Source organism: Catellatospora aurea (assembly GCF_042663325.1).
Taxonomy (GTDB): Bacteria; Actinomycetota; Actinomycetes; order Mycobacteriales; family Micromonosporaceae; genus Catellatospora; species Catellatospora aurea.
Genome location: NZ_JBHTAC010000038.1, coordinates 1 through 24566, shown reverse-complemented (window position 1 = coordinate 24566; position 24566 = coordinate 1). Strand labels below are relative to the sequence as shown.

General features: G+C 71.4%; 20 protein-coding genes and 1 riboswitch. Of the genes, 12 read left to right on the top strand and 8 right to left on the bottom strand.

Annotated features, from left to right (window positions below; translation table 11 throughout):
* Positions 1–60: 60 nt before the first annotated feature.
* Positions 61–174, top strand: a riboswitch (SAM riboswitch).
* 10 nt (positions 175–184) lie between these two features.
* The 3 genes from thrC to ACFQO7_RS28055 all read left to right on the top strand — a co-directional run bounded on the left by thrC (position 185) and on the right by ACFQO7_RS28055 (position 3613).
* Complete coding sequence (gene thrC, locus ACFQO7_RS28065; protein WP_376809184.1) at positions 185–1465, top strand: threonine synthase; 1281 nt, start codon at positions 185–187, stop codon at positions 1463–1465.
* A gap of 238 nt (positions 1466–1703) precedes the next feature.
* Positions 1704–2747: a GNAT family N-acetyltransferase gene (locus tag ACFQO7_RS28060; protein ID WP_376809183.1), complete on the top strand. Its 1044-nt coding sequence runs from the start codon at positions 1704–1706 to the stop codon at positions 2745–2747.
* 74 nt (positions 2748–2821) lie between these two features.
* A complete protein-coding gene (locus ACFQO7_RS28055) occupies positions 2822–3613 on the top strand; it encodes a hypothetical protein (RefSeq protein WP_376809182.1) in 792 nt (263 codons plus the stop codon).
* 4 nt (positions 3614–3617) lie between these two features.
* On the opposite strand, the gene ACFQO7_RS28050 is transcribed toward ACFQO7_RS28055, so the two are convergent.
* Positions 3618–4346 (bottom strand): TetR/AcrR family transcriptional regulator, encoded by a 729-nt coding sequence (locus ACFQO7_RS28050; RefSeq protein ID WP_376809181.1) that lies wholly within the window; start codon positions 4344–4346, stop codon positions 3618–3620.
* A gap of 21 nt (positions 4347–4367) precedes the next feature.
* The gene (locus tag ACFQO7_RS28045) at positions 4368–4817 is read right to left on the bottom strand and encodes a hypothetical protein (RefSeq protein ID WP_376809180.1); all 450 of its coding nucleotides are present in this window, start codon (positions 4815–4817) and stop codon (positions 4368–4370) included.
* Between the two features lie 110 nt (positions 4818–4927).
* Here ACFQO7_RS28045 and paaN point away from each other — a divergent pair, with 110 nt between their 5' ends.
* Complete coding sequence (gene paaN / locus ACFQO7_RS28040) at positions 4928–6580, top strand: phenylacetic acid degradation protein PaaN (RefSeq protein WP_376809179.1); 1653 nt, start codon at positions 4928–4930, stop codon at positions 6578–6580.
* A gap of 77 nt (positions 6581–6657) precedes the next feature.
* Here paaN and ACFQO7_RS28035 read toward each other — a convergent pair whose 3' ends face one another.
* A complete protein-coding gene (locus ACFQO7_RS28035) occupies positions 6658–7428 on the bottom strand; it encodes a serine hydrolase (protein ID WP_376809178.1) in 771 nt (256 codons plus the stop codon).
* A gap of 322 nt (positions 7429–7750) precedes the next feature.
* On the opposite strand from ACFQO7_RS28035, the gene ACFQO7_RS28030 reads away from it, so the two are divergent.
* From ACFQO7_RS28030 to groL, 4 genes are all read left to right on the top strand, one after another.
* Positions 7751–7954 carry a cold-shock protein gene (locus ACFQO7_RS28030; RefSeq protein ID WP_033342363.1) on the top strand — a complete coding sequence of 68 codons (204 nt, stop codon included), beginning with the start codon at positions 7751–7753 and terminating at the stop codon, positions 7952–7954.
* Between the two features lie 160 nt (positions 7955–8114).
* A complete protein-coding gene (locus tag ACFQO7_RS28025; protein ID WP_376809177.1) occupies positions 8115–9104 on the top strand; it encodes a hypothetical protein in 990 nt (329 codons plus the stop codon).
* Entirely contained in the window at positions 9101–9952 is an 852-nt protein-coding gene (locus tag ACFQO7_RS28020) for a hypothetical protein (RefSeq protein ID WP_376809176.1), read from the top strand. The genes ACFQO7_RS28025 and ACFQO7_RS28020 overlap by 4 nt, the downstream gene beginning before the upstream one ends.
* 324 nt (positions 9953–10276) lie before the next feature.
* Entirely contained in the window at positions 10277–11899 is a 1623-nt protein-coding gene (gene groL, locus ACFQO7_RS28015) for a chaperonin GroEL (RefSeq protein ID WP_191843964.1), read from the top strand.
* A 265-nt stretch (positions 11900–12164) separates the two neighbouring features.
* Here groL and ACFQO7_RS28010 read toward each other — a convergent pair whose 3' ends face one another.
* The 3 genes from ACFQO7_RS28010 to ACFQO7_RS28000 are packed head-to-tail and all read right to left on the bottom strand — an operon-like array spanning position 12165 to position 17140.
* Positions 12165–13586 carry a sugar porter family MFS transporter gene (locus tag ACFQO7_RS28010; protein WP_376809175.1) on the bottom strand — a complete coding sequence of 474 codons (1422 nt, stop codon included), beginning with the start codon at positions 13584–13586 and terminating at the stop codon, positions 12165–12167.
* A gap of 57 nt (positions 13587–13643) precedes the next feature.
* A complete protein-coding gene (locus ACFQO7_RS28005; RefSeq protein ID WP_376809174.1) occupies positions 13644–14537 on the bottom strand; it encodes a GNAT family N-acetyltransferase in 894 nt (297 codons plus the stop codon).
* Between the two features lie 11 nt (positions 14538–14548).
* Entirely contained in the window at positions 14549–17140 is a 2592-nt protein-coding gene (locus tag ACFQO7_RS28000; RefSeq protein ID WP_376809173.1) for a S8 family serine peptidase, read from the bottom strand.
* Positions 17141–17210: 70 nt separating this feature from the next.
* On the opposite strand from ACFQO7_RS28000, the gene ACFQO7_RS27995 reads away from it, so the two are divergent.
* The gene (locus tag ACFQO7_RS27995; protein ID WP_376809172.1) at positions 17211–18950 is read left to right on the top strand and encodes a glycerol-3-phosphate dehydrogenase/oxidase; all 1740 of its coding nucleotides are present in this window, start codon (positions 17211–17213) and stop codon (positions 18948–18950) included.
* Positions 18951–19174: 224 nt separating this feature from the next.
* On the opposite strand, the gene ACFQO7_RS27990 is transcribed toward ACFQO7_RS27995, so the two are convergent.
* Positions 19175–20563, bottom strand: coding sequence for an FAD-binding oxidoreductase (locus tag ACFQO7_RS27990; protein WP_376809171.1), 1389 nt, complete (start codon positions 20561–20563; stop codon positions 19175–19177).
* A gap of 22 nt (positions 20564–20585) precedes the next feature.
* Between ACFQO7_RS27990 and ACFQO7_RS27985 the strand changes: the two genes are divergently transcribed.
* Entirely contained in the window at positions 20586–20855 is a 270-nt protein-coding gene (locus tag ACFQO7_RS27985) for a DUF4031 domain-containing protein (protein ID WP_360531072.1), read from the top strand.
* A 187-nt stretch (positions 20856–21042) separates the two neighbouring features.
* On the opposite strand, the gene ACFQO7_RS27980 is transcribed toward ACFQO7_RS27985, so the two are convergent.
* Positions 21043–21675, bottom strand: a complete 633-nt coding sequence (locus ACFQO7_RS27980; RefSeq protein ID WP_376809170.1) for an HD domain-containing protein — start codon at positions 21673–21675, stop codon at positions 21043–21045.
* Positions 21676–21732: 57 nt separating this feature from the next.
* Here ACFQO7_RS27980 and ACFQO7_RS27975 point away from each other — a divergent pair, with 57 nt between their 5' ends.
* Both ACFQO7_RS27975 and ACFQO7_RS27970 read left to right on the top strand, forming a co-directional pair.
* Positions 21733–22890, top strand: coding sequence for an FUSC family protein (locus tag ACFQO7_RS27975; protein ID WP_376809169.1), 1158 nt, complete (start codon positions 21733–21735; stop codon positions 22888–22890).
* A gap of 45 nt (positions 22891–22935) precedes the next feature.
* Positions 22936–24543: an LPXTG cell wall anchor domain-containing protein gene (locus ACFQO7_RS27970; protein ID WP_376809168.1), complete on the top strand. Its 1608-nt coding sequence runs from the start codon at positions 22936–22938 to the stop codon at positions 24541–24543.
* Positions 24544–24566: the final 23 nt, after the last annotated feature.

The window sequence follows — 24566 nt, the reverse complement described above, 5'->3', positions numbered from 1 at the left end:
CCGGTGGGAACGCTGGAAACGGCGATCTCGGTTCTGCTTAACTGCAAAGCACAACTGAATACCTCATCCAGAGGAGCTGAGGGACACGGCCCGACGACGCTCCGGCAACCACCATCGATGGCAGGTGCCAACTCCGTCCGGCGGGCCAGATCGGTGACGCCGGGAAGATGAGAGGAAACATCTCATGACGTCTGCCGTCATCGCGCCCCTCGGTGTCGATTCCCCCGCTCGCGGCCTGGAGTGCCGCGGCTGCGGCGCCCGCTTCCCGCTCGCCGCCCAGCACGCCTGTTACGAGTGTTTCGGCCCGCTCGAGGTCTGGTACGACGCGGACTCGCTGGCCAAGGTCACCCGCGCCCAGATCGAGGCGGGTCCGCAGAACATCTGGCGATACGCCGGGCTCCTCCCCGTCGGCCAGCAGGCCGCCGACCGGGTCTCCCTGAACCCGGGCCTGACCCCGCTGGTACGCGCCGACGCGCTCGCCGCCGAGATCGGCCTGCGGGCTCCGCTGTGGGTGAAGGACGACTCGGCCAACCCGACGCACTCGTTCAAGGACCGCGTGGTGTCGGTGGCGCTGACCGCCGCGAAGGCGCTCGGCTTCACCCGCTACGCCTGCGCCTCCACCGGCAACCTGGCCAACTCGGTCGCCGCGCACGCCGCCCGCGCGGGCGTGCCCTCGATCGTGTTCATCCCGCACGACCTGGAGCCCGGAAAGATCATCACCACCGCGGTGTACGGCGGTGACCTCGTCGCCATCGAGGGCTCCTATGACGACGTCAACCGGCTGTGCTCGGAGCTGGTGGAGACCGACGAGTTCGAGGACACGGCGTTCGTCAACGTGAACGTGCGGCCGTTCTACGCCGAGGGCTCCAAGACGCTGGGATACGAGGTCGCCGAGCAGCTCGGCTGGCGCATCCCGGCCCAGGTGGTCATCCCGATGGCCTCCGGTGAGCTGCTCACCAAGATTGACAAGGCGTTCGAGGAGCTGGTCTCGGCGGGCCTGGCCGTCGCTCCCGAGGGCGGCTGGAAGGTGTTCGGCGCGCAGTCGCTGGGCTGCAACCCGATCGCCACCGCGCTGCACGCGGGCACCGACGTGATCACCCCCGTGAAGCCGACCGGCATCGCGAAGTCGCTGAACATCGGCGACCCGGCCGCCGGCCTGTACGCGCTGGAGGCGGTGCGCCGTACCGGTGGCTGGATGGACTACGCCTCCGACGACGAGATCCGTGACGCGATCCGGCTGCTGGCGCGTACCACCGGCGTCTTCGCCGAGACCGCGGGCGGCGTGACCACCGCGGTGACCGCGAAGCTCGTCGCCTCCGGCAAGCTCGACCCGGACCTGGAGACGGTCGTCTTCAACACCGGCGAGGGCCTGAAGACGCTGGACGCGGTTGCCGAGCTGGTCGGCCCGACCTACCGGGTGAAGCCGTCGCTGAAGGCCGCCCGCGAGGCCGGTCTGCTGGGCTGATCCCCGACTCTTCGTCAAGGCGCTCCGGCCGCTCGCGCGGTCGGGGCGCCTTTCGCGTTCGCCTCGCGCCGCCTCGCCTCGCGCCGCGCCCGATGCTCGGCTGCTGTTGCGTTTGCGCAGGCCGCAGTGGGTGTCGTGTTAAGAAGGTGCCCTTCCTCTACCGATAACGATGTGAAGGTGCCCTTCCTTCGGAAAAAAGGGGGTGCGGGAGGGGGTGGGGGAGGGGGACGCTGGCGGGATGAGTCTGCATATCGGTTCCGTCAGCGTTGACGATCCCGGCTCCGTCGATGCGTGGGTGCGGGTGATGGACGAGGTGCGGGTGCATGAGTTTCCGCATTTTCCGGCGGTGACGCGGCGGGCGGGGGAGGCGATGCTGCGGCATCCGTTCCCGGCGCGGGGGATCGAGCATCGGGTGGCGTGGCTGGACGGGGAGCCGGTGGGGCGGCTGGAGACCTCGTGGATGACCGAGGAGAACCTCAAGGTTCTGTTCTTCACGTTGGAGGTCGTGCCGCGTTTTCGTCGGCGGGGCGTGGGGCGGGCGCTGTACGGCAGGGTGCTGGAGTGTGCGGGGGAGCAGGGGCGCACGGTGCTGCTGACCGGGAGTTCGCTGTCGAAGGACGGGCTGCCCGCGCCGGATGAGGCGCCGACCGGCTTCGCGGCGGCGCTCGGGTTCACGAGCACGTTGCCGGAGGTGCAGCGGCGGCTGGTGGTCGCGGACATCGACGACGGCTTGCTGGCGGGCATGGCGGCGGCGGCTCGGGAGAAGGCCGCCGGATACCGGGTGGTGCAGTGGCGGGATGGTGCTCCGGCGGAGCTGGCGGAGCGGGTCGCCTACCTCGACTCGCGGCTGATCTCCGATGCGCCGATGGGTGACATGCAGGTCGAGCCGGAGCAGCCGGACGTGGCGCGGATGCGCCGGATCGAGGCGGTGCTCGCGGGGCGCGGGCGGCGGCTGTACCACACCGGGGCGGTGCACGAGGACACCGGCGACCTGGTCGCGTGGACCACCATCTCCACGGGGGCGGAGACGCCGGGGCACGCCTGGCAGCAGATCACCATCGTGGACCCGAAGCACCGGGGGCACCGGCTGGGCGCGCTGGTGAAGGTGGCGAACCTGCACCACTTCCGGGCCGCGGAGCCCGAGGTGACCGTCATCGACACGTTCAACGCGGCGGAGAACAGTTTCATGATCTCCATCAACGAGCAGATGGGCTTCCGGCGGATCGCCGCATTCCAGAACTGGCAGCGTGAGCTGGAGGGCTCGGCCGAACCGGCGGCATAAAAAGGTCTATTTGCCTAAAACGGACTGGCCGTATGCCCGGCACCCCGCGGGTGTCGTGATCGTTGATCAGGGACATGAGGCCCCGATTGCTCGTGTCCCTGATCGCAGCCCTCACCATCGTGCCGGCGACCCTGGTCGCCACCCCCGCCGTGGCGCTCGCTCCGCCGGGCGGCGGCACCCTCACCACGAAGGTCTTCGCGACCCGGGAGGGCCTGGTCGGCTGGAAGACCGCCAACGGCCACAAAATCACCAAGCGGGACTGGTTCGCGGCGCTGCCCTCGTGGCGCGGGCTGTCCGACCGCGGCGAGGGCGACAAGAGCGTACGGGTCTGCCACCAGGGCAACGACCGGTGCGTGTTCCTGCCGGTGTGGGACGTCGGCCCGTGGAACACCAAGGACGACTACTGGGCCGACGACCGGCACATGTGGGAGAAGCTGCCGCGCGGCAAGCCCCAGGCGCAGGCGGCCTACCAGGACGACCACAACGACGGCGAGGACGAGTTCGGCCGCGAGGTGCTCAACCCGGCCGGCATCGACATCGCCGACGGCGCGTTCTGGGACGGCCTCGACCTCGACGACAACGACTGGGTGCACGTCACCTTCCTGTGGACGGGCGAGGGCGACCGGGGTGTCGTCGACACCGACGACGGCGAGTGGCTGCGCGTGCGTTCGGCGCCGAAGGTCAAGGCCGCCCTGCGCGGCGGAGCGGGCGAGTACGCCCAGGTGCCGATCCGGTGCCAGGTCAAGGGCGACAAGGTCAAGGGGACGGTACGCACCACCGACCTGTGGAACCGGGTCGGCGACGGCATCTACCTGTCCCACGCGTACGTCCGGCTGCTCGACGGGGCCAAGCCGCGCAAGTGCTGAAGCCTCAGCGGGTGGCATGCGGCCAGAGGGTCTCCAGCAGGGCCAGGCCGCGGGTGGTCAGCGGCTTGAAGATCTTCATGCGGGACGCGCCGACCAGGTACTCCAGGTAGGGCACGGCCAGGTCCACCACGGCCCGGGTGCGGCGCTGGCCCGGCGTGGTGTCGTGCACCCAGTACACGACCAGGCCGAGCTGGGCCAGCCACAGCAGCTGCGGCAACCGCGCCCGCAGCTGCGGGTCCATCTTCGTCTCGGTGCTGTCGACCAGCCGGTGGAAGATGCTGGTCGCCAGCTCGCGGGCCTGCGCCGACTCCGCGCTGAACGGGCTCACCGGCGAGCCGGGCACCGCCGCGATGCCGATGAACCGGCCCGCGAACGCGTGGTGCGGAGCCCACACCTCGATGCCCTCGCGCAGGATCGCGGCCAGCCGGTCGCCGAACGACGTGCCGCTCGCGAGGATCGGCTCGACCCGGGCCAGGTGCTCGCGCTGCAGCTCCAGGTAGAACTCGGAGACCAGGGCCTCCTTGGCGGGGAAGTAGTAGTAGGCGTTGCCGACCGAGACCCCGGCGTCGGCGGCGATCGCCCGCATCGTCGTCTTCTCGTACCCGGCCTCGCCGAACAGGCGGATCGCGCTGGTCACGATGGCCTGGCGGGTCTGCTCGCCCCGGGACGTGTCAGCGGCCCGTCCCCGGGCCGCCGGAGCGGCGGGGGACGAGCCGTTGTCGGTGTGCGTCACGCTGCCCACGCTAGCGGCGGCTCAGGCGGCGGGGGTCAGGTGGCGCGGGTCGGCTTGCCGGTCCGCCGGGGTGTCGGCGGGCTGCCGGGTCAGCGCGGCGGCGGGTACGGCGTACACCCTGGTCGGTTGGCCTTGCATCTGCCGGCGCAGCCGGCCGAGCAGCAGCACGGTGCCGAGGTGCACCAGCACCAGGGCGAGGGTGATGACGCCGATCTTGGTGGCGAGCGTCTCGACCGCGTCGACGGGGCCGGTCACCTCGTCGTAGGTCTTCATGGCGATCGCCATGTAACCGAGGTTGAGCAGGTAGAAGCCGACGACGAGGAACTTCGTGACGGCGGCGGCGAGCTCCCCGGTGGGCAGCACGTCGCGCAGGAACGCCTGCCCGTGCCGCTGCAGGGTGTGGCCGACCCAGAGGGTCAGCGCGAGGGTGACGACCGCGTAGGCCAGGTATACGGCCAGCTTCGGGTCCATGTTCCAGCTCCGATTTGAACGTGTTCAACTTTCGGACTTCTTCATGCTGACACAAGACTTGAACGTGTTCAACTGTGGCTCCGCTCACCCCGTCGGGCATGATGAGGGGCATGACTGTCACCACCACGGACCTCTTCGCCACCCATGAGGAGCTGCTGAACAGCGCGCTGCGGGCGATCACCGAGCGCGGCTACTGGTCGGCGTACCCGGAGTCGCCGAGCCCGAAGGTGTACGGCGAGACCGCCGCCGCCGACGGCAAGGCCGCGTTCGAAGCCCTGCTGGGCAAGGACTTCCCGCTGGACCAGCCCGCCGACGAGTGGGTCGGCCCGGAGCGCTCGCCGTTCGGCATCCCGCTCGGGGTGCGATACCCCCGCACCAGCCCCGACGCCCTCATCGCCGCCGCCAAGGCCGCGCTGCCCTCGTGGCGCGACGCCGGGCCGCGCGTGCGCGCCGGGGTGTGCCTGGAGATCCTCGCCCGCCTGCACAGGCGGGTGTTCGAGCTGGCCAACGCGGTGCACGCGACGACCGGCCAGGCGTTCGTGATGGCCTTCCAGGCCGGCGGCCCGCACGCGCTCGACCGCGCGCTGGAGGCGGTCGCCTACGGCTACGCCGAGCAGACCCGGCAGGTCGGCTCCGTGGTGTGGACCAAGAAGGCCGACACGCTGGCCAAGACGTACCACCTGGTGCCGCGCGGCATCGGCCTGGTCATCGGCTGCAACACCTTCCCGACCTGGAACTCCTGGCCGGGCCTGTTCGCCTCGCTGATCACCGGCAACCCGGTGCTGGTCAAGCCGCACCCGGGCGCGGTGCTGCCGCTGGCCATCACCGTGCAGGTCGCCCGCGAGGTGCTCGCCGAGGCCGGGCTCGACCCGAACACGGTGCAGCTCGCCGTCGACACCCGCGAGGCGCCGGTCGCCAAGGACCTGGCCCTGCGGCCCGAGATCCGGCTCATCGACTTCACCGGCTCCACCGCCTTCGGCGACTGGCTGGAGGCCAACGCCCGGCAGGCGCAGGTGTACACCGAGAAGGCCGGTGTGAACACCGTCGTCGTCGACTCGACCGACGACTTCGCGGGCATGTGCCGCAACCTGGGCTTCTCGCTCACCCTGTACAGCGGCCAGATGTGCACCACCCCGCAGAACCTGCTCATCCCGGCCGGTGGCATCGCGACCGAGGCCGGGCACAAGAGCTTCGACGAGGTCGTCGACGGCATCGCCGGCGCGGTCCGCGCGATCACCGCCGACCCGGCCAAGGCCGTCGAGTTCACCGGCGCGATCGTCAACGACGACGTGGTGGACCGCATCGCCGCCGCCCGCAAGATGGGCGACGTGGTGCTCGACTCGGCCGAGCTGGCCCACCCGGCGTACGCCGACGCGGTGGTCCGCACCCCGATGATCGTGAAGGTGACCGACGGCTACGGCAGCGAGTGCTTCGGCCCGGTGACCTTCGCGGTGCCGACGGAGTCGACCGCGCAGAGCATCGACATCTTCCGGGAGACGGTCGGCGAGAAGGGCGCCATCACGGCGGCGGTGTACAGCACCGACGAGTCCGTGCTCGACGCGGTCGAGCAGGCGGCGATGGAGGTGGGCGTGCACCTGTCGGCGAACCTGACCGGCGGCATCTTCGTCAACCAGTCGGCGGCGTTCTCGGACTTCCACGCCTCCGGCGCGAACCCGGCCGCCAACGCGGCGCTGACCGACGGCGCGTTCGTGGCGAGCCGCTTCCGCATCGTGCAGTCCCGCCGCCCGGTCGCCGCGGCCTAGCCCGCCGGACGCGCAGCGCGAAAGGAAGGGCACCTTCACAACGCTATGCGTTGTAGAAGGTGCCCTTCCTTCGCTTCTCAGGGCAGGGCGGGTTTGAGTTGTTCGGCGACGGACGCGCAGAGGTCGCGGCCGTGGTCGAAACCGTAGCGGGCCGGGTAGCGCAGCAGCACGCTCATGCTCCAGTGGTCGGTGACCGCCAGGCAGGCCATGTGCCACAGCTTGTCCTCGGTGCGCAGCAGCCAGCCGTTCTTGATGGCGATGGTGGCGGCGACCTCCGGCGGGAACGCGGCCCGCGGCCCGAAGTCGCCGACCCCGCGCACCAGGCGCATCTGGGTCAGCAGCCAGTCCGTCCAGTGCGGCCCCGCCGCGCGGCCGTCGGCCAGGCAGACCCCGAGCCGCGCCACGTCGCGCGCCGACACCTCGGTGTTCGACCAGTAGCCGTCGATCCGGTACGGCTTCGACTCGGTCAGGCCGCAGATCTGCACCATGCGCTCGATACCCGCCCGGCCGCCGTTGCGCTCGTAGAACTCGTACGCGGCCTTGTTGTCCGAGTCGCGGATCATGATGATCAGCCGGTTCAGGCTGCGCTCGTCCGGGTAGTCGGTGCGGCGCAGGAAGTCGGCGGCCAGCCACACCTTCACCAGGGACATGGTGTCGCTCGGGGCGTCCAGGTTGGAGGAGCCGGCGATCTGGCCGGTGCGCCGGTCCAGCATCGCCCAGCTGGCGAAGCCCTCGGTGTCCAGCCGTACGGGGGGAAGTTCCAGCCGGGCGGGTGACGCTGAGTCGCGGTCGCGGGAGGCCCCCGGACGTGGCGCCGCGTTCGTTCCGTAGTGCAGTGCCCATTGCATGACCGCACCCGTCACGAGTAAGGCGACGGCGCACAGGGAGGTGGCGATGACGGGCATGAAGGCGGCCGGAATGCGGCGCGAACGGATGCGGCGGCGGTTGTCCACGTTCCACCCAACCCCCGGGTGGCCCGCCCGGTCACGCGATAGAGCGCGCTCATGGTCAGATTGCCGACTGTCGAACTGTAATGGGAGCATTACAGGTCCGTTTTGGGGCTGTGCGAGGGTACCGGTGCTCGTGTAGCGTGCGAGGACGGCTGACAACACCAGCCGGGGGTGGCCCGCTACAGGACCGCCCAGCTTTACAGAAGTGAGGAAGTGCACCGTGGCACAGGGCACCGTCAAGTGGTTCAACAGCGAGAAGGGCTACGGCTTCATCGCGGTCGACGGAGGGCAGGACGTATTCGTCCACTTCTCCGCGATCGAGATGGACGGCTACAAGGCGCTCGACGACGGTCAGCGCGTTGAGTTCGAAATCGCCCAGGGCCAGAAGGGCCCCCAGGCTGAGAAGGTCCGGGTCATCGCCTGACCGCTTGGCCATCAAAGCTTGAGTAATACGGAAAGGGCTCTGATCCCACAGGATCGGGGCCCTTCCGCCTTTCCCGGGTACGGCGTCGGGCCGTAGGGACAGCGGCGCGGGCGGGCGCGTGCCAAACTGGGCGACCCCTCCCTCCGACCTGGAGCAGCACATGCCCGAGCCCACCCCGAACCCCTACGACGCGGGCGAGCCGCTGCCGGCCGAACAGGGTTTCCGGCCGCCCGACGAGGCATACCGCGCGGCGACGCCGGACTTCGCCCCGGAGCACGACCCGCTGGTCAATCCGGCCGGGCAAGGGTTCAGCGGCTGGTCCTACCGGGTGGGCGGCGTGCTGCGGCGCGGGTGGTCGCAGTTGCTCGTCATCTTCGCGCTGACCCACCTGCTGCCGACCGTCGTGTTCGGCGTGCTGCTGGTCGCCGGTGTGGTCGCGCGCGGCGGCTTCGACCTGAGCATTCTCAGCCGCTCGGACATGGCCGAGGAGCTGATCGCCACGCTGCTGGCGACCGCCGCGGCGTACGTGGTGGTCGTGCTGCTGCTGCAGATGCTCGGCTACGCCGCGGCCACCCACCTGGCCACCCGGCAGGCGGCCGGGCTGCCGGTGACGGTCGGCGAGGCGATGCGCTACGGGCTGCGCCGCATGCTCGGCCTCACCCTCTGGCACCTGCTGGCCTACCTGCTCGTCGGCCTCGGCATCGTCGCCGTCGCCGCGTGCTGCTTCCAGGTCGCCTCGCTGATCGGGGTGATCCCGGTGCTGCTCGTCGGCGCATACCTGATGCTGGTGATCGCACTGCTCGGCCCGGCGTTCCTGTTCGAGCGCGGCAGCCCGCTGCGCCGGTCCAGCACGCTGCTGCACAACGCGTTCTGGCCGACCACCGGACGGCTGCTGCTGCTCGGCCTCACCCTGGTCGCCGGCTCCGTCATCGAGCAGATGCTCAGCGCGATCGGCGCCACGGTCGTGCCGCCGGGCGACACCGCCGTGGCCGTCGCGGTGACCGGCGGCGTCACCCTGCTCGCCGCCGTCATCGAGATCCCGCTGACGATGGTGCTGTTCAGTGGCATCCTCATCACGTACGCCGAGCGCCGCGGCGCCGAGGACACCGTCTCCACCGGACGGCTCGTCGAGGAGCTGGCCGCGCGGTGACCGAGCTGAGCCCACCCCGGCCGTCCTGGTTTCGCGAGACGCTGACGCTGCTGCGGAGCTGCTGGCGACCGGTGCTGGCGATCAGCGTGGTCACCGAGGCGGCCATGCTGATCGCCGGCGGCGCGCTGCTGCTGTGGTTCTACGGCGGACCCGGCCGCCAGTTCGGTCTGGACGAACCCCTGCTCGTGGCCGTCGGCTACGGGCTGCCGGCGGTGCTGACGGCCGCATGCTCCGCCTGGATGTGGGCGGCGGCGGTCGAGGTGTTCCGCGGCGTCGCCGAGGGCCGCCGGGTGCGGATCGGCGCGGCGCTGAGGCTGGGACTGTGGCAGTCCGGCCGGCTCACCCTGTGGCTGGCCGGAGTCGGCCTGCTCCGGGCGGCGGGCAGCATCTACCTGCTTTACGTGGTGCTGGACTCCGCACAGGCGCTCGGGATGTACCGGACCGCCTCGACCGCGGTGACCGCCGGCGGCTGGTACCTCTCCTTCTCTGTCGCGCTGCTGCCGCTGGTGGTGCTGCTCGGCCGGCGTGGACCGGGCCGGGCGTGGCGGCTGGCGCACAGCCGGGCGGCCACGATCGGGCAGATCATCGCGGTGCTGCTGTTCGGCTTGGCCGTCGACGAGGTGGCCGATCGGGTGCTGAGCGTGGTGTTGCAGGTCGAGATGCGGTTCACGCTGCCGCTGGCGGTGGAGGTGGCGGTGGATTCGATCACCGGTGTCCTGGTGTCGACCGTGACGATGGCCGCGCTCACGGTCGCCTACCTGCGCCGGGTGGCCTCACCGGCGCCGCCCGCCGGTGATCCCGCGCCGGGCGGCGCGGAACCTGTCGTCATCGAACTCGGGCGCGCCTGATGAGCCCGTCCCGCCCACCGGCTTGTGGTGGGCGGGATCCCGGCCAGTCCCCGGCTTGGGCACCGGTCCTCGGGGGTGCCGCCAGGCCATATACACAGCTGCCAAGGTGAACGCGGCCCGGTGGCGCATACCCGGGAAAGGCTGTGATCATCCCGTGTTCGCTTGCACTCGGGGTGCGAGAGTGCTAAACAGGTGATTGGCACTCTCCTCGTGTGAGTGCCAATACGAGACCAGAAGTCGGAGTTGCGGGGCTGCCGAATGGTGGCAGCCGGTCGTCGCGGGCCAGCTCTCCGACCTCGGATTGTCCAGGAGGACAACGCCGTTATGGCCAAGATTATCGCGTTCGACGAGGAGGCTCGCCGCGGCCTCGAGCGGGGAATGAACGTCCTCGCTGACGCCGTAAAGGTGACGCTCGGCCCCAAGGGCCGCAACGTCGTGCTCGAGAAGAAGTGGGGCGCCCCCACCATCACCAACGATGGTGTGAGCATCGCCAAGGAGATCGAGCTCGAGGACCCGTACGAGAAGATCGGCGCTGAGCTGGTCAAGGAGGTCGCCAAGAAGACCGACGACGTCGCCGGTGACGGCACGACGACGGCGACCGTCCTGGCCCAGGCGCTGGTCCGCGAGGGCCTGCGCAACGTTGCCGCCGGTGCGAACCCGATGGCCCTGAAGCGGGGCATCGAGGCCGCCGTCGCGTCGGTGGCGGAGGAGCTCTCGAAGCTCGCCAAGGACGTCGAGACGAAGGAGCAGATCGCCTCCACCGCCTCGATCTCCGCGGCTGACCCGACCGTCGGCGAGATCATCGCCGAGGCGATGGACAAGGTCGGCAAGGAAGGCGTCATCACCGTCGAGGAGAGCAACACCTTCGGCCTGGAGCTGGAGCTCACCGAGGGTATGCGCTTCGACAAGGGCTTCAACTCGGCCTACTTCATCACCGACCCTGAGCGCATGGAGGCGGTCCTGGAGGACCCCTACCTGCTCATCGTCAACGGCAAGATCAGCAACGTCAAGGACATGCTGCCGATCCTCGAGAAGGTCATGCAGAGCGGCAAGCCGCTGCTGATCATCGCTGAGGACGTCGAGGGCGAGGCCCTGGCCACCCTGATCGTCAACAAGATCCGTGGCACCTTCAAGTCCGTCGCCGTCAAGGCGCCGGGCTTCGGCGACCGCCGCAAGGCCATGCTGCAGGACATCGCCATCCTGACCGGTGGCCAGGTCGTGTCCGAGGAGGTCGGCCTCAAGCTCGACAGCACCGGTCTCGACATGCTGGGCCGCGCCCGCAAGGTCGTGGTGACCAAGGACGAGACCACGATCGTCGACGGCTCCGGTGACGCCGACCAGATCAACGGCCGGGTGAACCAGATCCGCGCCGAGATCGAGAAGTCGGACTCCGACTACGACCGTGAGAAGCTGCAGGAGCGCCTGGCCAAGCTGGCCGGCGGTGTCGCGGTCATCAAGGTCGGCGCGGCCACCGAGGTCGAGCTCAAGGAGCGCAAGCACCGCATCGAGGACGCCGTTCGCAACGCGAAGGCGGCCGTCGAGGAGGGCATCGTCGCCGGTGGTGGCGTCGCGCTCGTGCAGGCCGGCAAGACCGCGTTCGAGAAGCTGGACCTCTCGGGCGACGAGGCCACCGGTGCCAACATCGTCAAGGTCGCGCTCGACGCCCCGCTGCGGCAGATCGCCGTCAACGCGGGCCTCGAGGGTGGCGTCGTGGTGGAGAAGGTGCGCAACCTGGAGCCCGGCTGGGGCCTCAACGCTGCGACCGGCGAGTACGTCGACCTGCTGAAGGCCGGCATCCTCGACCCCGCCAAGGTGACCCGTTCGGCGCTGCAGAACGCGGCCTCGATCGCGGCCCTGTTCCTCACCACCGAGGCCGTCGTGGCCGACAAGCCGGAGAAGGCCGCCGCTGCGCCGGCCGGCCCCGGCGGTGGCGAGATGGACTTCTGATCCGTCAGGATCAGAAGCGGTATCAGGGCTGATCCGTCAGGATCAGATCCACCGCAACACCTGAACACGACGAAGGCCCCCGAGTTCCGCTCGGGGGCCTTCCCGTTGCCCGCCCCGCCCCGCGCCGCCCCCGCGCCGCCCCGCCCCCGCGCCGCCTGGCGCAACTCTTAACGACTTGCGGCTACCAGGTCCGGATGAGGCCGCGACTCTTTAAGAGTTGCGGCAGGTGGGGGCGGCGGCCGGGCCAGGCGAGCGGGTGGGTGGGTCACATGGCTTCGAGTTCGCGGCCCTTGGTTTCGTGGACGGCCTTCCAGACGAAGAGGAAGGCGAGCAGGGCGAACAGGGCGTACAGGCCGTAGGCGAAGGTCAGGCCGATGTTGGACAGCGCCGGGAAGGTGGTGCTGATCAGCCAGTTCGCGATCCACTGCGCCGCGGCGGCGACGGCCAGCGCGGTGGCGCGGATCTTGTTGTTGAACATCTCGCCCAGCAGGACCCAGACCACCGGGCCCCAGCTCATGCCGAAGGCGACCACGTACAGGTTGGCGGCGACGAGGGCGACCTTGCCGATCGCCGGGCTGAGCGTCGTCAGCGTCTCGCCCTCGGGTCCGATCGTCTGCGTGGCGGTGGAGAAGCACCAGGCCATGACGCCGAGCGTGAGCACCATGCCGGCCGCGCCGACGAGCAGTAGCGGCTTGCGGCCGACCTTGTCGACCAGGGCGATGGCGATGAGCGTGGTGACGATGTTGGTGATGCTGGTGATGACCGTGATCAGCAGCGCGTCGGACTCGCTGAAGCCCACCGACGCCCACAGCGCCGACGAGTAGTAGAAGATCACGTTGATACCGACGAACTGCTGGAACACCGAGAGCAGGATGCCGACCCAGACGATGGGCAGCAGGCCGAGGCGAGGGCCCTTGAGCACGCTCAGGTGGACCTTCTCGGTCGCGCCGGCCACGGTCTGCCTGATGTCGGTGATGCGCTTCTCGACGTCGCCGCCGATCAGCCGCTTGATCACGTCACGGGCCTCGGCGAGTCGGCCGCGGCGCACCAGATAGCGCGGGGATTCGGGAATCTGCAGTGCCAGCACCGCGTAGATGATCGCGGGGATGGCGGCGGAGGCGAACATCCAGCGCCAGGCGGCACCGCCCCACGGCACCGCCTCCATCGCACCGCCGGCCACGTCGGCCAGCAGGTAGTCGACCAGCAGGGCGACGAAGATGCCGCTGACGATGGCGAGCTGCTGCAGCGAACCGAGCCGGCCGCGGATGTGCGCGGGCGACACCTCGGCGATGTACGCGGGCGCGATGACGCTCGCCGCGCCCACCCCGAGGCCGCCGACGAGCCGCCAGAACGTCAGGTCGACGGGGCTGAAGGCGAGGCCGGAGCCGATCGCGCTGGCGATGAAGAGCCCGGCGGCGATCAGCATGACCTTGACCCGGCCGAGCCGGTCGGCCAGCGGGCCGGCGAACCAGGCGCCGGCGGCGCAGCCCAGCAGGGCCGACGACACGACGAAGCCGAGTGCCACCGAGCCCAGGTGGAAGGTGTTGCGCAGAGCGTCGACGGTGCCGTTGATGACCGCGGTGTCGTACCCGAAGAGGAAACCGCCCACCGCCGCAGCGGCGGCGACCATGATCGCCGCGCCCTTGGTCTCGTGGGGTTCGGCTATGGGGCTGGTCGGGGCTGCCACATCCTCATGGTGCCCCGAAACCCACGGTTCTAATCTGAAATGCGAAAAAAGCCCGACTCATAGCGATTTGTGGAAGAGGAAGAAGACCCGCTCGATGACCGCGCCGGCCGCTCCGGAGTAGAACGGCACCGGTCCCACCCAGCCGATCTGCGCCCGGGTGATGCCGCGGTCGGCCTGGTCGCGCAGGCACCGTCGCAGCAGGACGCCGCCGATGCCCAGGCCGGCAGCGGCGGGCAGGGTGCCCATCGGGCCGAACCAGCTCGGACGGCAGCCGCCCCACGCGGCGAACGCGATCGGCTGCCCGTCGCGGATGGCCACATGGCAGCCGCCGGTCCCGCCGACGGCTCGTTCCACCTCGGCCACCCAGGCCGGGCCCCACTGGGCGGCGATCAGCGGCCGCAGTTCCCGCAGGTCGTCGGTCGTCGCCGCGCGCACGACGACATGCGCAGCGGCCAGCCGTTCCTGCGCGGTCCGGGTCTCGCGCAGCGCGGGCGAGCCCTCGGCCAGGTCCGCGGTCATGTTCCAGGCCGTACGGTCGTGGGCGTACCCGAGCGCCGTCAGCGCGCACACGGCCGGCGTGTACCGCACGTCCACGCCGGGCCACGCGTGCGTGGGCGGGTTGCCGGCGACCCGCACCGCGGTCAGCCCGCGCGCCCGCAACTGCCCCTCGACGGCGGCGACCAGCTCGCGGGCCAGGCCCTGCCGCCGGAACGCGGGATCGACGACCAGCAGGTCCAGGTGGCCGACCGACGGGTCCTTGCGGCCCGTGGACGCCAGCGCGACCCCCACGACGTCACCGTCGATCGCGTCGCCGTCGATCGCCACGAAACCCGCCGAGCCGCTCAGCAGTTCGACGATGTCGGCCGCCTCGGCCGCGTCCTCGGGCAGCAGCGACCGGTCGAGGAGATCGACCACGGCGGCCCGGTGCAGCGGCTCGTAAGGGGTGATCATGGCAGCGAAGCCTACCTGGCGGAGGCGACGACCGCCTCGGCCGCGTTGACGATGCCCGCCCCCGCCTGAGCGGCCTCGGTGGCGCAGGCGGGCGCGGCGCTGGCCAGCAGCGCGGGCTGTGCGGTGTCGCGCAGCAACTGCTGGGTGCGGGCCAGGTCGCCGACCAGTTCGGGCCGGGCCGACCAGAGCAGCGCGATCACCCCGGCGACGTGCGGTGTCGCCATCGAGGTGCCGGAGAGCTCGGCGTACGTGTCGCCGGGCATCGCCGACAGCACCGCCTCACCCGGCCCGGCCAGGTCCGGTTTCGGGCCGGCCGGTCCCCGGCTGGAGAACGAGGCGATCCGGCGGGTCCGGTCCACCGCGGCGATGGTGATCGCCGCCGGATCCGTGGCCGGCGGGGTGTCCAGCGAACCGCACTGCGGCCCGCTGTTGCCCGCCGCCGCGACGAACGCGATCCCGGCCGCGGCCAGGGCGGACGTGGCAGGCTGCAGCACCGTGGCGTCGCAGCCCTCCAGCGGCGGGCAGCTCCACGAGTTGCTGAGCACGTGCGGGGCGCGGGCCGGGCGGCCGTCGGTGAACGGGTTCCCGCCGTGTGGATACGGCGCGAGCATGAACTGCATGCAGTCCAGGTAGAGGGACGGGCTGCTCATGTTGCGTTCCAGGTTGACGCAGCCGATCCACTGGGCGTCCGGGGCCACGCCGACCAGGTTGCGCCCCACCGCGGTGGCGGTGGTGTGCGTGCCGTGGCCGTTGTGGTCGATCGGCGTGCGGCTGTCCGACCAGGGGTCCAGCCAGGAGTCGTCGCCGCCGCGGAAGTTCGCCGCCAGCGCCGGATGCGAGCCGTCCACTCCGGAGTCGGAGGACCCGACGACGATGCCCTTGCCCGTCACGCTACGCAGCCACAGGTCCGGCGCGCCGACCATCTTCAGGTTCCACTGCGCGGTGGTCGGCGCCTGGCGCACGGGGCCGTGCTGGATCGGGATCTCGGCGGGCAGCGGGCGCAGCCGCTGGTCGGTCAGCACCCGGTCCACGTCGGACCGGGACTCCAGCCATACCCGCGCCTCCGGGCCGCCTCGCACCAGGACCGCATTGACCAGGTAGTACGGCTGGTAGGGCAGGTTCCAGCGGTCCAGCTCGGTGCGCAGCGCACCCTGGGTGCGGTCGGCGTGCTCGACGAGCCGCCGGTAGACGGCGTCCACCCGCTGATCGCGGCCGGTGCCGAGGCCGGTCGTGGTGGGCAGCCCGGCCAACGGGGCCTGCTCCTTCATCACCACGAACAGCTGGTCGCCGAAGAAGCCCGGCCGGCCCGCGGTCAGGTAGAAGGCCCCCGCGCCGAGGGCGACCGCGGCGGCCAGCCCGGCCGCCAGCGCCCGCCCACCGGTACGCGGCACGACCTGCGCGCGCTCGCGGACGACCGGTGCGGCAGTGCCCGGCCACGGCTGCTGCGCACCAGGCCAGGTGGTTCCGGCCGGCCGTGCGCCGGGCCACTGACTCGGCGGGCCGAGCGTCTCCGGTGCGGCGGCCGGGTCCCGCACGGTCCGCAGCAGGCCGATGCCGTACGCGACGCCGAGCGCCAGCGCCACCAGCCAGGCGATCAGAGCCGCCAGCACGGCGTAGTACGGCACGTCGCGGCCGATCAGGCCGAGGCTCATCTCGTCGGGGTCGACGTAGCCCAGCGGCCCGAACGCGGCGAGCGCGACCACGATCAGCGTGGTCCAGCCGCGCGGCGAGCCGGGCACGAGCGCGGCGACCGCGAAGCCGAGCGGCGGCAGGACCAGCAGGAGCAGCACCTGCGTCCCGGCTGCTCCGGCGCCGCCCGCGAGCAGCGCCAGCACCACCCCGGCCACCAGGCCGCCGGACAGCACCAGGGTCGGCCGCCCGCGGTCGGTGAAGTGCCGCCACAGGCCCGGTCCCAGGATCGCCATGGCCAGCGCGCCCGTGGCGAGCGCGGCCAGGGCGGCGGCGATGGACTCGGTGAACCCGCCCAGCGCACCCGCCCACAGGTACGGCACCAGCACCAGCACTCCGGCGAGCACCGCCCAGCCGAGCGAGGCGGGGTCGCCCGCCGCGGGTGCCACGGCACCGGGGCCTTGCCTGCCGGGGCTGTCCTCGCCAGAGGCTCGCTGGCTGAGGCTTTCCTCGCCGACCGAGGCGCCGGGCGCGGAGCCGGGTGCCTCGATGGGTACGGCTTGGAGGGTGGCGCGGCGGTAGAGCAGGAAGGCGGCCGCGCCGGCCAGCAGCGCGTACACCAGCAGGTAGAGCTCGTTGGAGGTGGCCGGGATCAGGCGCAGCGCGCTGCCCCCGCCGAGCGCCAGCGCGCCCAGGAAGAAGGCGCGGCCGGTCGCCCGTACCGGCTCGTGTTTGGGCAGCAGGGCCAGCAGCAGCGCGGGCAGGCCGACCAGCAGCGCGACGACGAGACCCGCCAGCGGCCAGAGGAAGCCGGGCAGCTGCATGCCGAGCTGGAGCAGCACCTGCGCGGCGAGCACGAGACCGTACTGGGAGAGCACGGCGACGACGACCGCCCACACTCCGACCGCGACGGCGGCGACGATCGCGCCGATCGGCGACCGCGGTGCGGCATCCGCGTGCGCGGATGGGGGCACGGTCGGAACATGAGGTGGAACACCCTGGCTGTCACCGTGTGGGAGCACAGCCGCACGGTACCTTGGTGGGATGCGTGACCGCAGCGTGTCCCGCTTCGCCGCAGGTGCTCTGTCCCCGGAGCGCCGCGCAGCCGACCTGCGCAGGCTTCGCGACGAAGAGTTCGATGTCCTGGTCGTCGGGGGCGGGGTGACCGGTGTCGGCGCGGCGCTGGACGCCGCCTCGCGCGGCCTGCGCGTGGCCCTGATCGAGGCGAGCGACCTCGCCGCGGGCACGTCCTCGCGCTCGTCCAAGCTCATCCACGGCGGCCTGCGCTACCTGGAGCAGCTGGAGTTCCCGCTGGTGCACGAGGCGCTGCGGGAACGGGGCCTGCTCGCCACCCGGCTGGCCCCGCACCTGGTGCGGCCGGTGCCGTTCCTGGTGCCGCTGCCGGCCGAGACGCCCGGCGTCGCCGGGGTGGCCAAGCGGGCCTGGCACCGGCTCTACTACGGGGCCGGCGTGGCGCTGTACGACGCCTTCGCGGGCCTGGTCGGGGGCGGTCGGGGCATGCCGCTGCACCGGCACCTGACCCAGCACGGCGCGCGCCGGCTGTTCCCGTCGCTGCGCGAGGAAGGCCTGGCCGGGGCGATCCGCTACTACGACGGGCAGGTCGACGACGCCCGGTTCGTGGTGACGGTGGCCCGCACGGCGGCCAGCCTCGGCGCGGCCGTGGTCACCGGCGCCAAGGCCGTCGGCCTGCTGCGCCAGGCACGCCAGGTGACGGGTGTGCGCGTCAGCGCCGACGGCGAGGAGTTCGACGTACGCGCGAAGACCGTCGTCGCGGCGACCGGCGTGTGGAGCGACGACGTGTCGTCGTGGCTGCCCGACGCGCGGGTCGGCTTCCGGGTGCGGGCCTCCAAGGGCGTGCACCTCGTGGTGCCCCGCTCGGCGATCACCGGCGAGGTCGGCCTGATCCTGCGTACCGCGTCCAGCGTGCTGTTCGTCATCCCGTGGGGCGGGCACTGGATCATCGGCACCACCGACACCGACTGGGAGCTGGACCGCGCCCACCCGGCCGCGTCGGCAAAGGACATCGACTACCTGCTGTCGCACGTCAACGAGGTGCTCGACCGGCCGCTGACGCGCGGCGACATCGAGGGCGTGTACGCGGGACTGCGGCCGCTGCTGCGCGGCGAGTCCGACTCGACGTCGGCGCTGTCCCGCGAGCACGCCGTGGTCGAGCCGCTGCTCGGGCTGCTGCTCGTCGCGGGCGGCAAGTTCACCACGTACCGGGTGATGGCCCAGGACGTGATCGACAAGGCGGTGCGGCGGCTCGGCGACGTCCGGCACAGCGGCACCGCCGACCTGCCGCTGCTCGGCGCGGACGGCTACGAGGCGATGTGGCGCGACCGCGCCGACCTGGCCCGCCGCCACGAGCTGAGCGTCGGCGCGGTGGAGCACCTGCTGGAGCGCTACGGCACGCTCACCACCGAGCTGCTCGCCCTGATCGACGCGGACCGCTCGCTCGCCGACCCGCTGCCCGGCGCACCCGAGCACCTGTCGGCCGAGGTCGTCTACGCGGCCCGCCACGAGGGCGCCCGGCACGTCGTGGACGTGCTCGCCCGGCGCACCCGCATCTCCATCGAGACCGCCCACCGCGGCGTCCAGACCGCCCGCCGGACCGCCGAACTCATGGCCCCCGCCCTCGGCTGGTCTCCCGCCACCACCGAAGCCGAGATCACCGCCTACCTCGCCCGCGTCGACGCCGAACGCGAATCCCAGCGCATGCCCGACGACGCCGCCGCCAACACCACCCGCCTCACCGCCGTCTGAGGGCGAAGGAAGGGCACCTTCCCATCGCTCTGGGTAGAGGAAGGGCACCTTCTTAACGCGGCACGACCGGGAGCTGCGGTGCGCCGGGCGGGTGGCCGGGTCCGGCGGTCAGGGCCGGGGTCGCCGGTCATGATCGGCGTTTCTGGGTCATGATCTGCAGTGGGACTGCAGATCATGACCGGAAACAGCGATCATCGCGCGGGTGCGTCCACACCGCCGGTGGATCAGCGCAGGACCTTGCCCGGGTTCAGGAGGTTGGCGGGGTCCAGGGCAGACTTGATCGCGCGCTGAACGTCGACGCCGACCTCGCCGAGTTCGGTGGCGAGCCAGTCGCGTTTGAGCAGGCCGACGCCGTGCTCGCCGGTGCAGGTGCCGCCCAGGGCCAGGCCGCGTTCCATGATCTCGTCGAAGACCCGCTGGCCGGCCGCGACACTCGCCGGGTCGGCGCGGTCGACGACGATGTTCGGGTGCAGGTTGCCGTCGCCCGCGTGGCCGACGACGCCGACCGGCACGTCGTGCTTGGCGGCGATCTCCACGATGTCGTCGAGCAGTTCCGCCAGCCGGGTGCGCGGCACCGCGATGTCGTCGATGATCAGCCCGCCGTGTTCGTACAGCGAAAGGGCCAGGTGTTCCATCGCCGGGTGCGCGAGCCGCCGCGCCTGCAGCAGCTCGGCGGCCTCCATCGCGTCGGTGGCCTGCCACACCTCGCCCGCGCCGGCCTGCCGGGCCAGCTCGGCGATCGCCTCCAGGTCAGCGGCGGCCCGCGACCCGGTGTCCACCGCGGCCAGCAGCAGTGCGGCGGCGGTGGTGTCCAGCCCCATCGGCCGGTACGCCTCCAGCGCCTCCAGGTGCACCCGGTCCAGCAACTCCAGCAGGCTCGGGGCGAGCCCCGCCGCGAAGATCCGGTTCACCGCGTCGCCGGCGGCGGCCGTGGTCGGGAAGACCGCGACCATGGTCAGCGACTCCTCGGCGGCCGGCCGCAGCGCGACGGTGATCTCGGTGATGATCCCGAGGGTGCCCTCGGAGCCGACGAAAAGCCTGGTCAGGTCGTATCCGGCGACCCCCTTCGGGGTGCGGCGACCGGTGCGCAGCACCCGGCCGTCGGCGAGCACGACTTCCAGGCCGAGCACGTACTCGGTGGTGACGCCGTACTTGACGCAGCACATGCCGCCCGCGTTGGTGGCGACGTTGCCGCCGATGGTGCTCGACTCCCACGACCCCGGGTCCGGCGGGTAACGCAGCCCTTCGGCGAGCGCGGCGCGGGCCAGCACAGCGTTGACGACTCCCGGTTGGACGGTGGCGATCCGGTTGGCGGTGTCGAGGTCGACGATGCGGTTCATGGCCAGCATCGACACGACCAGGCAGCCGTCGATCGCGTTCGCGCCGCCGGCGAGCCCGGTCCGCGCGCCCTGCGGCACCACCGGCACCCCGTGCCGCGCGGCGATCGCCACCGCGGCGGCGACGTGCGCGGTCTCCTCCGGGCGTACGACCGCCAGCGGCGTACCCGCCTCGCAGAGGTCCGCCTCGTCACGCCGGTACGAGATCAGCAGGTCGTGATCGGTGATCACGCGGTCGGGGCCCAGAGCAGCCGTCAGCTCGTCGAGGAAGGTCACGTTCGCACGCTAGCGTGGACGCGTGATCCATGTCGACAGCCCGGTCTGGCCCGCGCACGGGCGGCTGTGGGCGCATCTGGTCAGCGACGTGTCCCTCGCGGAGCTGCACGCGTTCGCCGAACTGCTCGGCGCGCCCCGCCGCGGCTTCGACCGCGACCACTACGACATCCCCGCCGAGCGCGTCCCGGTCGCCCGCTGGCTGGGCGCCCACCACGCCACCTCCCGCGACATAGCCCGCCTGCTCCGCGCCGCCGGCCTCCGCATCCCCAAACACCTCACCCGCCCCCACTGACTCGCCCCACCGCCCCGCCCCACCAACGGGTTGATCATGAACTTATGGCACGGCTCGGCGGCGTGTCCTTGCCTCAACTTCATGATCAAAGCGAGTTCCTCGCGCCTGCCGCCGCCTCGCTGGTCGGATTGGATGATCATGAGGTTGTGCCCATGACATGCCGGCGACCCGTGCCATAAGTTCATGATCAACCTGTTGGTGGGGGTGGGGTGGGGGTGAGGGAGGAGAGTTCGCGGTGGAGGTTGGTGCGGGCCGGGGATTCGAGGGTGGGGGTGTGGTGGTAGAGGGTGGGGAGGGCGAGGAGGGACTGGAGGACGGTGCTGCGGCCGATACGCCAGAGGTCGTCGGGGACGTGGGAGTATTCGGCTCGGACGGCGGCCACGTAGCGGACGTAGTCAGGCCAGGGGGCGGCGAGGACGGCCAGGTCGGCGTCGGCCAGCAGGGCGCCGTTGCGGTCGCCGGGGGCGACGGCGTGGCCGGCGGTCAGGCGGATCAGGCGGGTCACCTCCTCGATGACCGCGACCGGCACCGCGCATTCGGTCAGCAGTTCGGCGGTGAGCACGGCGCTGCGTTCCTCGTTGTCGGCGGCCGTCGGGTCGTAGATCGCGTCGTGGCCCCAGACCGCCAGCGCGACCGCCGGCTCGTCGCCGACCAGTTCCAGGCAGGCCGCCAGGTGTTCCGTCGTGTGGTAGAACCGCTGTGGCTCGGACCAGCGGTTGATCAGCTCGGTGCCGACCTCGGTCAGCACGCTGTCCGGGGCGGTGGCCCCGGCGGCCCGCGCGGCGGCGGCGAACCGGTCGGTGGTGAGCAGACTGGTCATGGCCAAATCTTGGCGCATCCGTCGGGCGCGCGGTGCCGGGTGCGCCACAGTTAGGTGGTGGACGCCGCCGAGCTGGGCCGACGCACGCGGATCACGCTGCGCGACCGGGTGCGGCGGGTGCGCGGCAGCCTCATCCTGTCCGTGCAGGCCGCGGTCGCGGCGGGGCTCGCCTGGTACGTGGCGCACGTCCTGCTCGGTCACGTGCAGCCGTTCTTCGCGCCCATCGCGGCGGTGGTCACGCTGGCGATCTCGGTGGGCCAGCGGATGCGGCGCGCGGCGGAGATCGTGGCCGGCAACGCGGTCGGCATCCTGCTCGGCGAGCTGCTCATCCTGGTCATCGGCCGGGGCGCCTGGCAGGTGTCGCTGGTGGTGCTGCTCGCGATCAACCTGGCCATCTTCATCGGCGGCTCGGCCTCGCTGGTGACCCAGGCGGCCTCGTCCGGCATCCTGGTCGCCACGCTGCTGCCGATCACCAGCGACTACTACCTGAGCCGCTTCGTCGACGCGGTTGTCGGCGGCGGCATCGCGCTGCTGGTGATGGCGCTGCTGCTGCCGCTGAACCCGCTGACCGAGGTGAAGCGGGCGGTCGGGCCGCTGATGGACTCACTCGCCGACGGGCTGAACCACGCGGCCGACGCGCTGGCGCACGGTGACGCGGCGGCGGCCCAGGACGCGCTGGACCGTATGCGGGAGGCGGAGTCGCACCTGCGGGCGTTCGGCGAGTCGCTGAAGGCGAGCAAGGAGCTGGCGACGATCGCCCCGCTGCACTGGGGCAAGCACGGCCTGCTGCAGGCCTACATCGAGGCCGCCGACCATCTGGCGCGCGCGCTGCGTAACAGCCGGGTGCTGGTACGCCGCATCGTGTCGATGATCCGTGACCGCGAAACGGTGCCCGCCTCCCTGGTCGAGGCCGTGCACGCGCTCGCGCAGTCGGTGTCGTCGCTGCGCCGGGAGCTGGCCGACGCGGTCGAGCCGGAGCAGGCGGCGGAGGCCGCCGCGCGGGCGGTGCGGCAGGCCAGCCAGGCGCACCAGGCCGGCCTGGACTTCTCCGGCGAGGTGGTGTTCGCGCAGGTGCGCTCGACCGCGACGGACCTGCTGCGGGCCGCCGGCCTGCCCCGGGAGGACGCGGAACGGCAGGTCAGGCGAGCGGTTGGCCGGATCGACCAGTCGCGGTCCAACCGTTCGGCTGGTGGAACCTCGGAGAAACCTGGGTAACGTCCCCGCCTGATCAACTCCTCAACTTCCCACGGGGGAAAACAAATGAAGATCCGCACCGCCCTGGCGGCGGGTGCCTCGATGCTGCTCGCCGGCGGGCTCTCCGCCGTGCTGGGCACGCCGGCCCACGCGGCCGCCGGGGTCGACCTCGCCGTGAACGTACCCGGTTCGAAGATCGCGGCCGACGCCGAGTTCAAGGCGTTCCGGGTGGACCTGTCCAACGCGGGCACGGTCGCTTCGGGCAACACCCTGGTCACGTACGACTTCAGCGGGCTGAACAGCTCCCTCGTCGCCGCCGACTTGGTCTTCCTGGAGGAGATCGGCTGCGACATCACCGGCCAGGTCGCCAAGTGCGCCATGGTCGGCTTCGCGCCCGGCGAGTCCTACACCGATGCGGTCTTCCTGGAGAACGTGGGCAAGAAGGCGGGCGCCGCGGGCTCGTTCTCGGTGTCGTTCACCGCGAGCGGGGACGTCGACTCGGCCAACAACAAGGTCACCGTGCCCGTGCAGGTCGTCGACAACGGTGCGGACCTCATGTCCTACGCGTTCGACCTGGTCGCCGGCTACACCGACGCGGGCAAGATCATCCCGGTGAAGCCCGGCAGCGTCGCACCACTGGCCTGGGGCATCTGGAACAACGGCGACCGGTACGTGCACGGCGTCGACTTCACCATCACGGTGCCGCCGTTCGTCGGCTTCGACAACGCGTACAGCATCTGCGAGATGGACGAGTCGATGACCGTCCTGCACTGCTCGGACCCCGACGCGGTGATCCCGCCCGGTGGCGCCTACGAGCCCGAGTCCCTGCTGTCGCTCTACGTGCACGAGAACTTCGTGGGCGGCCCGGCGGCGCTGCGCGGCGGTCTGGTCAGCGCCAAGGCACTCAAGACGTCCGTCGAGGAGCCGACCACCGGTGACCTGAAGCCGGCTGACGGCTTCGAGGTCGCCGAGGGCCTGACCGAGGCCCAGTTCGAGCAGCGCGTCGAGGACCAGCTGCAGGGCGCCGTGCCGAACGCCGACGAGGCCGGCGACGTGGACCCGGCTGACGACGACGCGTCGTTCGCGGTGCACGCGGCCGCCCCGATCGCGGTCGACCAGGCGATCAGCGTGACCCCGGCGTACGGCAAGGTCGGCGACGTGGTCAAGATCAACGTCAAGGTCAGCAACGTCGGCAAGGTGAGCACCGGGCCGAGCTTCCAGATCAAGGCCCCGGCCGGCACCTCCTTCGTCGCGCCCGAGCAGGCTCCGGAGGTCGGCACCTGCCGCGCCGACGGGCAGGAGGAGCCGTGGCAGTACACCGGTGCCACCGAGCTCGGCTGCGGCTTCGAGTCGGAGCTGCAGGCGGGTCGCTCGATGACCCGCGAGCTCCTGGTGCGCATCGACGCCGAGCCCATCGGCACCGACGGTCTGGCCAAGGTCATGACGTCGCGGGGCAAGGACTCGAACCCGAAGAACGACACCGCCAAGGTCATCATCAAGATCGGCACCCCGCCGGCCGGTGGCAACAACGGCGGCAACGGTGGCGGCCTGCCGGTGACCGGTGACAACACCGCCCTGATCGCCGGTGTCGGCGGCGCGGTCGTGGTCCTCGGTGCGGTGCTGTTCCTGGTGGCGCGTCGTCGCAAGGTCGTCGCGGACGACGTCCGGGCCTGATCGACCGAATAGCGGAAAGCGGC

Coding starts and splice junctions, on each gene's coding strand:
- thrC (WP_376809184.1), top strand. CDS start 185: ATGACGTCTGCCGTCATCGCGCCCCTCGGTGTCGATTCCCCCGCTCGC.
- ACFQO7_RS28060 (WP_376809183.1), top strand. CDS start 1,704: ATGAGTCTGCATATCGGTTCCGTCAGCGTTGACGATCCCGGCTCCGTC.
- ACFQO7_RS28055 (WP_376809182.1), top strand. CDS start 2,822: ATGAGGCCCCGATTGCTCGTGTCCCTGATCGCAGCCCTCACCATCGTG.
- ACFQO7_RS28045 (WP_376809180.1), bottom strand. CDS start 4,817: ATGGACCCGAAGCTGGCCGTATACCTGGCCTACGCGGTCGTCACCCTC.
- paaN (WP_376809179.1), top strand. CDS start 4,928: ATGACTGTCACCACCACGGACCTCTTCGCCACCCATGAGGAGCTGCTG.
- ACFQO7_RS28035 (WP_376809178.1), bottom strand. CDS start 7,428: ATGCAATGGGCACTGCACTACGGAACGAACGCGGCGCCACGTCCGGGG.
- ACFQO7_RS28025 (WP_376809177.1), top strand. CDS start 8,115: ATGCCCGAGCCCACCCCGAACCCCTACGACGCGGGCGAGCCGCTGCCG.
- groL (WP_191843964.1), top strand. CDS start 10,277: ATGGCCAAGATTATCGCGTTCGACGAGGAGGCTCGCCGCGGCCTCGAG.
- ACFQO7_RS28005 (WP_376809174.1), bottom strand. CDS start 14,537: ATGATCACCCCTTACGAGCCGCTGCACCGGGCCGCCGTGGTCGATCTC.
- ACFQO7_RS27995 (WP_376809172.1), top strand. CDS start 17,211: ATGCGTGACCGCAGCGTGTCCCGCTTCGCCGCAGGTGCTCTGTCCCCG.
- ACFQO7_RS27980 (WP_376809170.1), bottom strand. CDS start 21,675: ATGACCAGTCTGCTCACCACCGACCGGTTCGCCGCCGCCGCGCGGGCC.
- ACFQO7_RS27970 (WP_376809168.1), top strand. CDS start 22,936: ATGAAGATCCGCACCGCCCTGGCGGCGGGTGCCTCGATGCTGCTCGCC.